The organism is Robbsia sp. KACC 23696, from assembly GCF_039852015.1.
Lineage (GTDB): Bacteria > Pseudomonadota > Gammaproteobacteria > Burkholderiales > Burkholderiaceae > Robbsia.
Window position 1 is genome coordinate 203864 of the sequence record NZ_CP156628.1, and the last position, 13347, is coordinate 217210.

Consider the following 13347-nt stretch of genomic DNA (forward strand, 5'->3'; position numbering starts at 1 on the left):
TTTGATTATAGGGTATTCGCGCGTCTTGACCACGCATTCAGGGTGCCGGGTTCGGCTGCTTCTCGTGCAAGGCCTCGATCGCGGCGAGGATATCGTCGGTCAGCGTCAGGTCGGCGCTGTCGATGTTCTCCTTCAACTGCGCCAACGACGTCGCGCCGATCAGGTTGCTGGTCGTGAACGGACGGCTGTTGATGAAGGCCAGCGCCATTTTCGCCGGCGACAGGCCGTGCTGCTTGGCCAGCGCGACATAGGCGCTGATCGCGGCGACCGAATGGGGCTTGCTGTAGCGCGCAAACCGCTCATACAACGTGATGCGCGCGCCGTCCGGACGAGCGCCGTTTTCATACTTGCCGCTCAGCCAGCCGAAGGCGAGCGGCGAATACGCCAGCAGACCCACGCCGTCGCGATGCGTGAATTCGGACAAACCGGTCTCGAACGTCCGGTTCACGAGGCTGTAAGGATTTTGGATGCTGACGATTTTCGGCAGATTCAGCTTTTCCGCCGCACGCAGGAATTGCGCGACACCCCACGGCGTTTCATTCGAGACGCCGATATGGCGAATCTTGCCGGCCTTGACCAGCTCGGCCAGCGCCGTCAGCGTTTCCTCGATCGGCACCGAATACGCGTCTTCCACCCACGGATAGTTCGAGCGGCCGAACGTCATCGTGCTGCGGTCCGGCCAATGCAACTGATACAAATCGACGTAATCCGTCTGCAGCCGTTTCAGGCTGCCGTCGATGGCCTGTTGCAGATTGGCACGGTCGAATTGATTCGCATCGCCGCGAATGTGCTTCGGGTTGTGCGGCTGGCGCGCGGGCCCGGCGATTTTCGTGGCCAGCACGACCTTGCTGCGCTGCTCCGGATGCTTGGCCAGCCACGTCCCGATGTACTGCTCGGTGCGACCTTGCGTTTCAGGGCGCGGGGGCACCGGATACATTTCCGCTGCATCGATCAGCGTGACGCCGCGGGAGACCGCGTAGTCGAGTTGCGCATGGGCATCGGCTTCCGTGTTCTGCTCGCCCCAGGTCATCGTACCCAGACCGATCACACTGACGTCGATACCGCTGTCACCCAGTTTTCTGTATTCCATTCGCATTGTCCTTGGTCAACGTCCAGGCATCCGAAAAACACGCCGTCGAGGCGCGCCAACGACAGCGCACCTATGACAGACGGAGAGAGCCGGCAAGAGCCGTACGCTATCACATCCGCCGTCGATGCGCGTTGTGCGCTACTATCGTTTGGCTGGAGAAGACGCTGGTGTTGATGGCGATTGCTGTTCTAAAAAACATACCTGGAGAAAGCATGTCGATCGAATCATTGCGCTTTGCCCGTTTGTCCCGTAATACGTTGCTGGCTTCGGCGCTGGCCGTTGCGACGCTCGCCGCGCCGGTCGCGGCCATGGCGAAAACGGTGCATTTCAGCTCGACCCTGACAGCGGCAAATGAAGTGCCGCCGCATCAGACGGACGGCACGGGGACGGTAACGGCTAGCTACGATACGAAGAGCAAGTCGTTCACCTATGACATTACCTATGACAAGCTGACTGGACCGGCAACGGCCGCCCACTTTCATGGGCCGGCACTGGCGGGCGTGAATGCCAAGCCCGTGATTCCGATTGCCGCCGATGCGCTGGCAAGCCCTATCAAGGGCAGCAAAACGTTGACGGCGGAACAGGCCAAGGATCTGCTGGCGGGGAAGTGGTACTTCAATGTGCACACCGCAGCGAATCCGGGCGGCGAAATTCGCGGTCAGATCGAGAAGTCGAAGTCCTGATCGCGCGACGGCTCCCCGTCCGCTCGGGCGGGGAAGCCGCTTTACGCAATGGTTAATCGACCTTGGCGCTGCCCAGGTCGGCACCGGTGATCGGATTCGCGGTCGGATCCGATTTGGTACGCGCCGCCAATGCGTCGAGGGCCGCGACATCGTCCGCCGAGCCATTGACGGAGGCGGTGCCGGGTCCGCCGTCCACCGCCGGCGTCGGCGATTCGACGAACTCCCAGTCATCGCCGCTATTCCACGATCCGGCCACATCGTCGCCGGATGACATATTGAAATACACGCTGGTGAACTCTGGCTTGCCCGGCAACTTGCCTTGCGGGAAGTTCGGCTGAATCGCGTGCAATGCTTTCTCGAATGACTTTTGATGCGCGATTTCCCGCGTCATCAAGAAGCCGAGTGCATCCTTGATGCCGGCATCTTCGGTCACGTTGATCAGTCGCTCGTAGACGATCTTCGCACGCGCTTCGGCGGCGATGTTCGAGCGCAAATCCGCCGTCGGCTCACCGATCGTATCGATATAGGCAGCCGACCAAGGCACGCCCGCGGAGTTGGTCAGCGCCGGGCCGCCGCCATAGAGCAGCGACGTGGTGTGCGAGTCGTTGCCGCCGCCGGTCATCGAACGGTATAGCGTCGCTTCGCTTTCGACCGCCTCGGCAAGCTGACCCTTCGCGCCCTTGTTCAACATCGCGACGATCGACCCGATGATTTCCAAGTGGCTCAATTCCTCGGTCGCGATATCGAACAGCAGGTCCTTACGGCCGGGATCGTCCTCGGCGACCGCCTGTGTGAAGTAACGGCACGCCGCGGCCAACTCGCCTTGCGGTCCACCGAATTGTTCCAGCAGCAGGTTTGCAAGCCCCGGATTCGGGCCGGCGACGCGAACGGTGTATTGGAGACGCTTGTTATGGATAAACATTGTGGGGGTGCTCCGCTCATTGATGTCGTGTGGACAGGCGGTCGGCAGTCGGGCCTGCTTCGACAGACCGATTCGTCGACCGATGTCGGCAGCGTTCACCTGGTGGCTGTTGTGGCGCGCAGCGTGAGGGGTGCCAAGGAGGCCTCGGGGTGAGGCGTCCTTGCCATTGACTCAGCACGTGCCGTTCCCGCGCTGCGGTATCGCCGGGAAATTGCCGAATCGATCTCGAAAAAGAGCGAGGCCGCGTGACAGCGGCCTCGGGAAGCGGGGTGCGACGGCTCAGCTTTGTTCGCTGACTTCGCCTTGCATTTGCTGGAGAAGATAAAGGCGCTGGTAAATGCCGCTATCGATTGCCATCAACGTTTCATGGTCGCCGGCTTCGGCGATGCGCCCGTGATTCAAAACGACGATGCGGTCCGCGCGGCGGATCGTCGACAGACGGTGGGCAATCGAAATCATCGTTACCTTTCCATGGAGCGCCTCCAACGCGCGCTGCACCGTCTGTTCGGTTTCGCTGTCGATATGCGAGGTGGCCTCGTCGAGCAGCAGGATTTTCGGTTTGCCGGCCAAGGCGCGCGCGATCGCGATCAGTTGTTTTTGCCCGCTCGACAGCCGACCACCATTTTCGCCCATATCGGTCGCATAGCCCTGTGGCAATGCCATGACCAACGCATGGGCGCCGGCGGCCTTGGCGGAGGCTTCGATCTGCGCATCGCTCAGGCCGCGGCCCATATCGATGTTTTCCCGCACGCTGGCGGCAAACAGGAAGGGGTCCTGCGGTACCAGGCCGACGCCGGCGCGGAAGGCCGCATCGCCGATCGTGCGCAAATCCTGTCCATCGACGCTGATTGTGCCGTGCTGGGCTGCATAGAAGCGGAGGAGGAGCGAGAGCATCGTCGACTTTCCGCTGCCGGTATGCCCGACGATGCCGTAGAACGCTCCTGCCGGAATGTTCAGGACGACGTCGTGCAGCACCGGATGCGCCGCGTCATAGCCGAATGTGACGTGGTCGAAATGCACGGCACCGCCTTGCATGTTCTCGACATCGCCGACGAGCGGACCGTTTGCCGCTGCTCCTTCTAACGCGAACGCCGACGCCGACACGATTGCCGGCGGCAGCGCTTCCTCGAGCAAGCCGTTGACACGCGCCGCCGCGACGACGGCCTGTTGCAACTGGCTGAATTGCATCGTGATCTGGATCAACGGTTCGACGACCCGCGCGATATAGCTGACGAAGGCATAGAGGATCCCGACCTGTGCGCTCGACATGGTCTGCAAGCCGAAGCCGTACAGCACGACGACGAGAATCAACACGTTCAACAAGTCGAGCGCCGGGCGCAGCAGCCAGGCATTGACGACCAGTTCCGCGCGCCGCGCCTGATACTGCGCATTATTCGTCGTGACGAAGCGCTGAGTGAATCGGCCCGCCGCATTGCTGGCCTGCACGATCGGCATGCCGGCAATCGATTCGCCCATTTGTGCATTGATATCGCTGCGCAACTGCCGCGCGCGGGCCACCGACGGTGCGCTCCACCGCTGATACAGCCAGACGATCAGCACCATCGCCGGCACCAGCATCAGGACGATCAGCATCAGCCGCCAGTCGAGCCAGGCCATTGCCAGCAGCGCGCCCAGTACGACGATGCAACTGTCCAGCATCACGAACAGGACTTGCACATAGAGCGCTTTGACCGATTCGGTGTCGTTCGTCACCCGACTGACCAATTGCCCGGTGATCGCCTTATCGAAGAACGCCATCGGCAAGCGCATAACGTGGCCATAGACCTGCTCGCGCAGACGCCGGACCGAGCGCATTGCCACGCCCGCCAGCCGCGTCAATTGGAAATAGCGGATCACGCCGGCCAGACAGGCGCTCACGGCACCGAGCGTCAGCAGCATGATGATCGGTGTCCAGGCCAGCCGGTGCGGCAAAAGATAGGTATCGATGAAACGCTTGCCGAGAAGCGGCGACAACGCCTCCAACAGCGCCGCGGCGGTGAGCCAGGCGGTGCCGAGCAGGATATGCCGACGCTCCGGTGCGGCGGCGCGCCTTAAAAGCGCGAATGCGGCGCGGCGTTCGCTGCGGGCATTGCCGGTATCGGTCGTCACGTTCGGTGTTTCCGTGGTGTCAGATGGCATCGAGACTGGCCTCTAGCTGCTGGTAACGCCATTGGCGAGCGTACCAACCGTCCCGTTCCAATAAGGCGGCGTGATTGCCGTGCTCGATGATGTGCCCCTCGTGACGGCTTTCGACGCCGCCCAGGACGATGATGTCGTCGGCGTCGGCCACCGCGGACAGGCGATGGCTGACGATCAGCACGGTGCGGCCACGGCGTGCGTCGCGCAGATGTTGCAGGATCTGCGTCTCGGTGCCGGTATCGACGGCGGACAAGGCATCGTCGAGTAGCAGCAGCGGCGCATCGGCAAGCAAGGCGCGGGCGATGGCGATGCGCTGGCGTTGACCGCCCGACAGCGATACGCCGCGCTCGCCCACGGGGGTGCGATAGCCTTGAGGCAAACGCAGGATATCGTCGTGCACGGCGGCCAGCCGGGCGACGCGCTCGATCTCGTCCTGCGGCGCGTCGGGGCGCGCGAGTGCGATATTGTCGGCGACGGAGGCGGAGAACAGGAAAGGTTCCTGCGGCACCCAGGCCATTTGCTCTCGTAGTGCCTGGAGCGAATAGCTCGCCAGTGGCTCCCCCTGCCAGAGAATGTCGCCTTGTTGCAGGGGATAGTGGCGCAATAACAGACGGAGCAGGGTCGACTTACCAGCCCCCGTCGTCCCGACGATGCCGAGCGTGCTGCCCGCCGCGACGGAAAACGAGACATCGTTGATCGCGGCGCGCGGTTGGTCGGCGTAACGGAACGTCAGCGCATCGAACCGCAAGGCCGCCGGGGCCGTCGACGCTTGGCCTTGCGCGGCGCGCTCGCGTTTGCCGTCGTCGCGGACCTCGGATTCGGCGGAAAGGAGCGGATTCAAGCGGGTCCAGGCGGCGCGTCCGCGCTCGATCAGCGACAGCACCCAGCCGGCGGCGAACATCGGCCAGATCAGCTGTCCCAGATACATGCTGAAGCTGGTCAAGCTACCGATGGTCATCTGCGCGGTCCAGACCAGATAGCCGCCGTATGCCAGCGTGATCGTCGTGGAGGCCGTCAGCGCGATGCCGATGAGCGGCGAAAACGCCGCTTCCCAGCGTTGGGCCTCGAGATTGCTGTCGGCCGCATCGCGGGCCAAGCCGGCCAATACCTGCTCATTATGCGATTCCAGGCCCAAGGCGCGGACCGTACGCACGCCACTCAGCGTTTCCTGCACATGGTCGTTCAGTTTACTGAATCGGCCCAAAGAATCCCGCCACGCGTGGTGGATGCGGTTCGAGATCAGATAGAAGCCGAACGCCATGAAGGGAAAGGGCAGCAATGCGGCAAGACTGAGTCGCCAGTCGATGCCGCCGGTCATCATCGCGACCACCAGGATCAGCGTCATCGAGCCATCGAAACCGGCCAGCAGGGCCTCGCCGGCCGACATTTCGACCGCGTCGATGTCATTGGTGGCTCGCGCCATCAGATCGCCGGTACGGTGCCGATGGAAAAATCCCGGGCTTTGCTCGGAAAGGGTCCGATAAATGCGCTCGCGCAGCGACGTGCCCAGCCGATAGGCGGCGGCGTACAGCGTAATGCGCCAACCCACGCGGAGGAAGTAGATCGCGAGCCCCATCGCCAGCAGGATCGCCAGATCGCCCAACAACGTGGAAAAGCCGAGGCGGTGCGCAACCAGTGCGTCGATGATCCGACCCACCATGCGCGGGATCATGACGCTGAGGACTGCGACGCCCGCGAGCATGACGGCGGACGCGGCGTAGGGGCGCCAATGCTGGCGCGTGAAGGTCGCCAGAAGGCGTAACAAGGACATGGATTGCATAGAGGCGCTGTTGCGGCAGCGCTGGGATAAAGCCGGCACCGAAGCGGGCCCTGCGGGCAGATTGTCCCGTTGGCCGCACGTCGGCCCAGGGGCGCCCGAGGCGCCAGTCAGCCTGCCGTAAGTCGACCGCTAGTGTAGCGGACTCGGATGACAGGCGCTTCGCGGCGCATTAGCCCCCGTCAGCGAAGGGTCGGTGGCGGCACGAGCGTATCGGGCGTGCCGGCGTGGGCGGCAGCGTGCCGGCTCGGATAGCCCGGCTGTACGCGAACCCAGCGCCGACGCGCCCGCTCCAGCGGCTGGTCGACGACATAATAGACCAGCAAGGACAGGGCGACGATGACGACCAGCAGTAGCGGTAACCAGGGCAGACGGGCCGCTGTGCCGGCCGGCAACAGTCCACGGCCATGCACGGCCAGCAGGACGATCCCGTGAATTAGATAGACCTCGTACGACAGCGCACCGAAAAGGCGGTCGAGACGGGCCCGATCGATCCGTCGCCATGCGCTCACCGGGCCGGCAGCGGACGTCGTCGCCGATGCCGCGCTGCTCGCCACCGTCTTGCCGGCTGGGCGGACGCGGGTGGTCGTCATCGCATAGGGCAGCAGCGCGACCGCGATCAGCAGATTCGCGAAGGTGTTGAAGTAGGACATGACGCCGTAATTGCTGCCGAAGAACATTACGCCGCGTAAAGGATGGATGGCGGCGCAGATCGCCAGGATGGCTAAGGCGACGGCGGCGCCGCCCTGTACCTGGGCCGACGAGAAGTGCCAGTCGCGCCGTGCCACCCAGGCCCCGGCGACAAAAAATGCCAGGTAATCGGGCAATACGCCGATCGTCGAATCGTCGCCGCGATAGGCGAGCAGCATATGTAACAAACCCAGGGCACAAACGACGAACAGCAGCATCGGCCCGAGGCGGCCGCCGACGGTTTTTTGACTGGCGTCACCGCGTGCGGCGGGCGCCACGCCATGCGGGATGTCCGATGCCGGCTTGGGCGACCAGGCCCGGTCCAATAGCCAGATGACCAGCGGCGCCACGACATAGAACTGCAGTTCCACGTCGATCGACCACAGTGGCGCAATCACGCGCCAGGCCGGCGTGATCGTCGCATAGCCGAAAAGCAGCACGTGCGACAGATAGTAGTGGAGCACGGCAACGGTGCCTGTTGCGGAAGCGGCGCTGGCGGCCGTATCCGCGCCAGCGCCCGACGCGGGTGTCAGCGAGGGATGCGGCAAGGCGATCCAGCCGCAGGCGGCGCAGAACAACATCAACGCCAGCGCCGCATAAAACACGGGGAAAATGCGCCAGATCCGGGAGAGATAGAAGGTGCGGATCGGACGCGCGACATGCCGGTATTCCGCATGCCACATTCGGTCGATCCAATAGCCGCTCAACGCGAAGAACAGAAAGACTGCCGACGCGCCCAGCTTCAACGGCGTCGTGTGCGTGACGAACACGATGAAGGCGAGCCAGAGGCGGAAGGCGCCTGGTGCGAGGACGGGCAGTGTGAAACGCATGAACGGCACCTCTCGATGCACTGCGGTTGGACTAGCGGCCGGGCGGCGCCGAGCCAGAAATAGCATAACAGGCGTTCGAAAATGCCGTGTTCCGTCGCGTATTGGCAGTTAAATCGGCGTGAGGTGCGTGAGGTGCGTAAGGTGCGTGAGATGCGTAAGGTGCGTGAGGTGCGTAAGGGAGGGCGCTAGGGGCGGCAGCGTGATGCGTCAGGCGGCAGCGCGACCGACACGTGCCGCGCGCGCTTCCTCGGCGGCCAGACGCGCACGCGCCACCGGCAACAGGTCGCGGCCATAGGTCAGCGCGTCTTCCAGCGGATCGAAGCCGCGGATCAGGAAGGTGGTGATGCCGAGCCGGTAATACTCGACTAGCGCTTCGCTCACCTGTTCCGGCGTCCCGACGAGGCCGGTCGAATTACCCGCGGCCTTGGTCAACGCCGCCATCCCGGTCCAGAGCCGCTTGTCGACGACGGTGCCTTGCGATGCGGCTGCCAGCAGCCGTTGCGAGCCCGCGTTTTGCGGGTCCTGCGGCCGACGTGTGAAATTCGGCGAACGCGTGACGACTTGCTTGGCTTGTTCGAGGATCGCGTCGGCGCGGGCCCAGGCGGCCTCTTCCGTCGCGGCGACGATCGGGCGCAGCGACAGACTGAAACGGATTTTGTCCTGGCGTCCATATCGCGCCGCCGCGGCCTTCACGCGGCCGAGCAGTTCGGCGACCTGCGCGAGCGATTCGCCCCACAGGGCATAGACATCCGCATGCTTGCCCGCCACTTCGATGGCGGCGTCCGACGCGCCCCCGAAATACACCGGCAAATGCGGCAGATCGGCGCGCGGTACCGGGCGAATCTGCGATTTATGGCCCTTCACTTGATAGAACTCGCCTTGATGATCGAACGGCGTCTCGCGGGTCCAGGACTGTTTCACGACGTCCAGATATTCATCGGTGCGGCGGTAGCGTGCCGCATGATCGAGAAAGTCGCCATCGCGTTGCTGCTCGGTGTCGTCGCCACCGGAAATGATATGCACGGCCAGGCGCCCATCGCCGAAATGATCTAGCGTCGCGAGCTGACGTGCCGCCAGTGTCGGCGCGACAAAGCCGGGGCGGTGGGCAAGCAGGACGCCGAGGCGCTTCGTTCGGTTCAACACATACGAGGCAATCTGCGCGCCATCGGGCGAGGCGCTCGAGTGCGCGATCAGCACACGGTCGAACCCCCCGTATTCATGGGCCTGCGCGACGGCGCCGATGTACGGCACATTCAAGGTCGGCCCTTGCGGCAGATGGGTTTCGCTGGACTCTTGGTGACTGACGTAACCGATGAATTCGATGCTCATGCGTGTTCTCCGAGAAGACTTTCCATGCGGGGACGACCGTCCCGTCCGCTCACGATAGCGGGCACGCGCGGTGAATCGCAAACGAGCATTTCCGATAAGGATATGAAGAAATCGCTTCTATCGATCTTAGAAATGCTTCTTTGGGATGCCGCGAAGCGGCATCTAGCATGTGAGGTCCACCACCTGCTCCGGTTGTGCCGGAATCGAGATCCATGTCGAAGCCACTGATCCAGCTGCTCCCGTCGTACCGTTCGCCGCAGATCCAACGCCCTTTCGCCAATACCGACGCGCAGGCAGGCGCCGATGCGGCCGCGATGGGTTGCCGCGAGCCTGGACGCCGGGCGTGGTTGCGGCAGGCGGCGTCCCTCGGGGCCTTGGCGGCGGCCGGCGGCATGCCCTGGCAGGCGTGGGCGGCAACGGCCGCGCCCGGGCCTGCAGGACAGGTATCGGATGCGGCGTTGAAGAATGTGACCTTGCGTGTCGGCGACCAGACCGGCGCAACGCGCGGTTTCCTGGAAGCCGCCGGCTTATTGAAAAACGTGCCTTACAAGATCGAATGGTCGGTCTTTCCGACCGCGGCCGCCTTGCACGAAGCGCTAAAAGCGAACGCGACCGATATCGGTTCGGCGAACGATTCACCGACTGTCACGGCGATTGCCGGCGGCTCGACGGTGCAGGTCGTATCGGCATGGCAGCGTCTGCGCGCCACCGATACGTCCTTGCTGACGCCACACGGCAGCAAGATTCAGTCGTTGCAGGCATTGCGCGGCAAAACCATTTCGCCCACGACGCGCGGCAGCGTCGGCCATTTCCTGGTCGTCGGTCTGTTGGAGAAGGCCGGCATTCCTCTGGACGATGTGAAATTGGCGTTCCTCGCGCCCACGGATGCCAGCGCCGCGTTTGCAAGCGGCAGTATCGACGCCTGGTCCACCTGGGGCGTTTTCCGCGCGCGGACCGTCGGCGTGTTGCACGCGCAGATCCTCGACAACGGTGCGAGCGTGAACTCCGGGCTGCTGTTGCTGAGCGCGCATCCCGACGCGCTGAAGGATCCCGCCAAGGTGGCGGCCATCGCCCATTACTCGCGACTGCAAGATCAGGCGTATGCGTGGGGTCGGGCAAACCGCGCCGGCTATATCGATTGGTTCAAGCAGTTCTCGAAGCAGGATGAGCAAGTTGCGGCGGGCACCTACGAGGATTCGGTCGGCTATCAGCGTCAGCCGATCGCCACAGGCGTCCAGCAACGGGTCGATGAAACCTACAAGACCTGGATCGGCGCGGGGTTGTTGAAACCCGGTGTCGATCTGGCCAGCCACCTCTATCATGGGGTAACGGTATGAGTGCAGATCCACAACGTTTGTCGGTTGGAGGCCGCGCTGTCGCGTCGCCGCACGAGAGGGCGACTGGCGGTCGTGCGCGGCAGGCCGCGACGACGCGTGCCGCGTCGGCGGAGACAGTGCGTCTGCGCTCCGCCGGCACGCGGCGCGGTGCGTCGTCGGCGTCGCCTGCCGCAACGTCCGCGCGGCCCGCCTCGGCCTGGCAGCGGCTGCCTCGGCCTTTGCGCCGAACGCTGGGACCGGCCGCATTGCTCGCGATTTGGTGGGTGCTGTCCGCCACCGGTGTGCTGCGCCCCGAAGTCCTCGCCGGGCCGCCGGCGATCTTGTCGGCTGCCGTGTCGCTGTGGCAGGGGGGCGATCTGCCGACGGCGCTGTTGGTATCGCTGCATCGGGTCGCGCTCGGCTTGGGTCTAGGCGCCGCCGCAGGGATCGGATTGGCCTTGCTCTGCGGCTTGTCGCGGGTGGCCGAGGATCTTGTCGATCCCCCGATGCAGATGCTGCGTACGGTGCCGCATATCGCCTTGATCCCGTTGCTGATCATCTGGTTCGGTATCGGCGAGACGCCGAAGATCACGCTGATCGCACTGGCCAGTGCGTTTCCGCTCTATCTGAACGTCTATGCGGGTATTCGAAATGTCGATAACAGTTTGATCGAAGCGGGTCGGATGCTGGAGCTATCCCGGTTCCGGATGATCGCCCTGATCGTGTTGCCGGGCGCCTTGCCGAATCTGCTGACGGGGCTGCGCTATGCGCTGGGTGCCAGTTGGCTGGCGTTGGTGTTCGGCGAGCAGATCAATGCGACGGCGGGTATCGGATATCTGCTGAGCAATGCGCGCGATCTGTTCCAGACCGACGTGATCATTGTCTGTTTGATCGTGTATGCCTTGCTGGGATTGGCGGGCGACCTGATCGTTCGCGGGCTCGAATCGCGTCTGCTGGACTGGCGCCCGGCGTTTGGCGGCAACTGAGCGCGTGCCGCGAATTCGCGAATCGACTGGCGGCGCTGCGACGCCCTTCATGATGAGATGCACATGACACAAGATCTGACAAACACGCAAGACCTGCCCGGTGCCGACGCGAATGTCGTCCGGGTACGCGGGCTGACCCGACGGTTCGGTGACCGGGCGGTCATCGACCAACTCGACCTCGATATCGCCGATGGCGAGTTCGTCGCGCTGGTGGGGCGCTCCGGGTGCGGCAAGAGCACCTTGTTACGCGTCCTGGCGGCGCTGGACGATGCCGACGATGGCGAAGTGACCGTGCCGCGTCGGCGCGCGGTGGCGTTTCAGGCGCCGCGCTTGATCCCATGGCTAAAGACGGCGCGGAATGTGGCGCTGGGCGATGTGAGCGGTGGGAGCGCCGACGAACGACGTCGTCGCGTGGCCGATGCCTTGGCGGAAGTCGGCCTCTCCCATCGCAGCGACGTCTGGCCACGCGTGCTGTCCGGCGGCGAAGCGCAACGCGCCTCGTTGGCGCGGGCGCTGCTGCGTCAGCCCAAGTTGCTGCTGTTGGACGAGCCTTTCGGCGCGCTCGATGCATTGACGCGCGGCAATGCGCAGCGCCTGGTGAGCCGACTTTGGCGCGCGCACGACTGTGCGGTATTGTTGATCACTCACGACATCGATGAAGCCTTGCTGCTGGCGGATCGTGTCCTGGTGATGGAAGCCGGACGGATCGCGCATCAGGTACGCGTCGATCTGGGGCGCCCGGAGGATCGCGACGTGACGGCGCCGGGTTTTGGCGTCTTGCGGCGTAACCTGCTCGATTGGCTGGGCGTGGAGGAAAGAGCGCCTGACGTCCATGCGCATGCCGCGTGAATGAAATCGAATTGAATCGAGGAGAGAGGGATGGGTACGCAGCGTGATGTAGCGGAGGCCCGCGACGCGGGGCAAGATAGCGAGACGACAGGCGCGACCGTGCCGGCCGCATCGTTCCGCCGCTTTATCGAGACGCTGACCGGCTTGGTATCGGAATACGATGCCAGTCAGGAGGCCACCTTGGTGTCACGGGGTGGCGACGCGTTACGGGAACTGGTGGCCAGCGATGACTGGCTGCCCGACGCGTATGCGCAACCGTCGCCGGAGCGATATCAGCAGTTTCTGCTCTATCGCGATCCGTCGGCACGCTTTTCAGTGGTCAGTTTTGTGTGGGGCCCGGGGCAACGTACGCCGATCCACGACCACACGGTATGGGGCCTGATCGGCATGCTGCGCGGTGCGGAAGTCTCGACTGGTTTTGCGCGGTCCGCATCCGGCGATGTTGTCCCTACCGGGGAAGACGTCACGCTGCAGCCCGGCGCGGTCGAAGCGGTATCGCCGACAATCGGCGATATTCATCGCGTGGCGAATCTCCACGACGACGCCGTGTCGATCAGCATCCACGTCTACGGTGCCGATATCGGGCAGGTCGAGCGATGGGTCTATCCGGAAGGCGGCGGCGCGCCCAAGCGCTTCGTGTCCGGCTATTCCAACGGTGCGCTTCCGGCTTTGCTGGTCTAAGGACGCGTCAGTGCGAAGATCCGATCATTGCGCTTAATCGTGTCGGCTATCAGTG

Annotated in this window: 11 protein-coding genes; 5 read left to right on the forward strand and 6 right to left on the reverse strand. The window is 63.9% G+C overall.

Annotated features, from left to right (window positions below):
- Nucleotides 1-37 precede the first annotated feature (37 nt).
- Complete coding sequence (locus tag ABEG21_RS22290) at nucleotides 38-1090, reverse strand: NADP(H)-dependent aldo-keto reductase (RefSeq protein WP_347558750.1); 1053 nt, start codon at nucleotides 1088-1090, stop codon at nucleotides 38-40.
- A 308-nt stretch (nucleotides 1091-1398) separates the two neighbouring features.
- On the opposite strand from ABEG21_RS22290, the gene ABEG21_RS22295 reads away from it, so the two are divergent.
- Nucleotides 1399-1773, forward strand: a complete 375-nt coding sequence (locus tag ABEG21_RS22295) for a CHRD domain-containing protein (RefSeq protein ID WP_347559062.1) — start codon at nucleotides 1399-1401, stop codon at nucleotides 1771-1773.
- A gap of 52 nt (nucleotides 1774-1825) precedes the next feature.
- On the opposite strand, the gene ABEG21_RS22300 is transcribed toward ABEG21_RS22295, so the two are convergent.
- The 5 genes from ABEG21_RS22300 to ABEG21_RS22320 form a co-directional block, all read right to left on the reverse strand.
- On the reverse strand, nucleotides 1826-2695 hold the full coding sequence (locus ABEG21_RS22300) for a manganese catalase family protein (RefSeq protein WP_347558751.1): 870 nt from the start codon (nucleotides 2693-2695) through the stop codon (nucleotides 1826-1828).
- Between the two features lie 279 nt (nucleotides 2696-2974).
- Nucleotides 2975-4834: an ABC transporter ATP-binding protein gene (locus tag ABEG21_RS22305; RefSeq protein WP_347558752.1), complete on the reverse strand. Its 1860-nt coding sequence runs from the start codon at nucleotides 4832-4834 to the stop codon at nucleotides 2975-2977.
- Nucleotides 4824-6605 (reverse strand): ABC transporter transmembrane domain-containing protein, encoded by a 1782-nt coding sequence (locus tag ABEG21_RS22310; protein ID WP_347559063.1) that lies wholly within the window; start codon nucleotides 6603-6605, stop codon nucleotides 4824-4826. The genes ABEG21_RS22305 and ABEG21_RS22310 overlap by 11 nt, the downstream gene beginning before the upstream one ends.
- A gap of 188 nt (nucleotides 6606-6793) precedes the next feature.
- Nucleotides 6794-8131, reverse strand: coding sequence for an acyltransferase (locus ABEG21_RS22315; RefSeq protein WP_347558753.1), 1338 nt, complete (start codon nucleotides 8129-8131; stop codon nucleotides 6794-6796).
- 207 nt (nucleotides 8132-8338) lie between these two features.
- Nucleotides 8339-9460 (reverse strand): LLM class flavin-dependent oxidoreductase, encoded by a 1122-nt coding sequence (locus ABEG21_RS22320; protein WP_347558754.1) that lies wholly within the window; start codon nucleotides 9458-9460, stop codon nucleotides 8339-8341.
- A 212-nt stretch (nucleotides 9461-9672) separates the two neighbouring features.
- Here ABEG21_RS22320 and ABEG21_RS22325 point away from each other — a divergent pair, with 212 nt between their 5' ends.
- From ABEG21_RS22325 to ABEG21_RS22340, 4 genes are all read left to right on the forward strand, one after another.
- Nucleotides 9673-10797, forward strand: a complete 1125-nt coding sequence (locus ABEG21_RS22325; RefSeq protein WP_347558755.1) for an ABC transporter substrate-binding protein — start codon at nucleotides 9673-9675, stop codon at nucleotides 10795-10797.
- Nucleotides 10794-11762 carry an ABC transporter permease gene (locus tag ABEG21_RS22330; RefSeq protein WP_347558756.1) on the forward strand — a complete coding sequence of 323 codons (969 nt, stop codon included), beginning with the start codon at nucleotides 10794-10796 and terminating at the stop codon, nucleotides 11760-11762. Before ABEG21_RS22325 ends, ABEG21_RS22330 begins: the two co-directional genes overlap by 4 nt.
- A gap of 63 nt (nucleotides 11763-11825) precedes the next feature.
- Nucleotides 11826-12611, forward strand: a complete 786-nt coding sequence (locus ABEG21_RS22335; protein WP_347558757.1) for an ABC transporter ATP-binding protein — start codon at nucleotides 11826-11828, stop codon at nucleotides 12609-12611.
- A gap of 30 nt (nucleotides 12612-12641) precedes the next feature.
- Entirely contained in the window at nucleotides 12642-13292 is a 651-nt protein-coding gene (locus ABEG21_RS22340; protein ID WP_347558758.1) for a cysteine dioxygenase, read from the forward strand.
- Nucleotides 13293-13347: the final 55 nt, after the last annotated feature.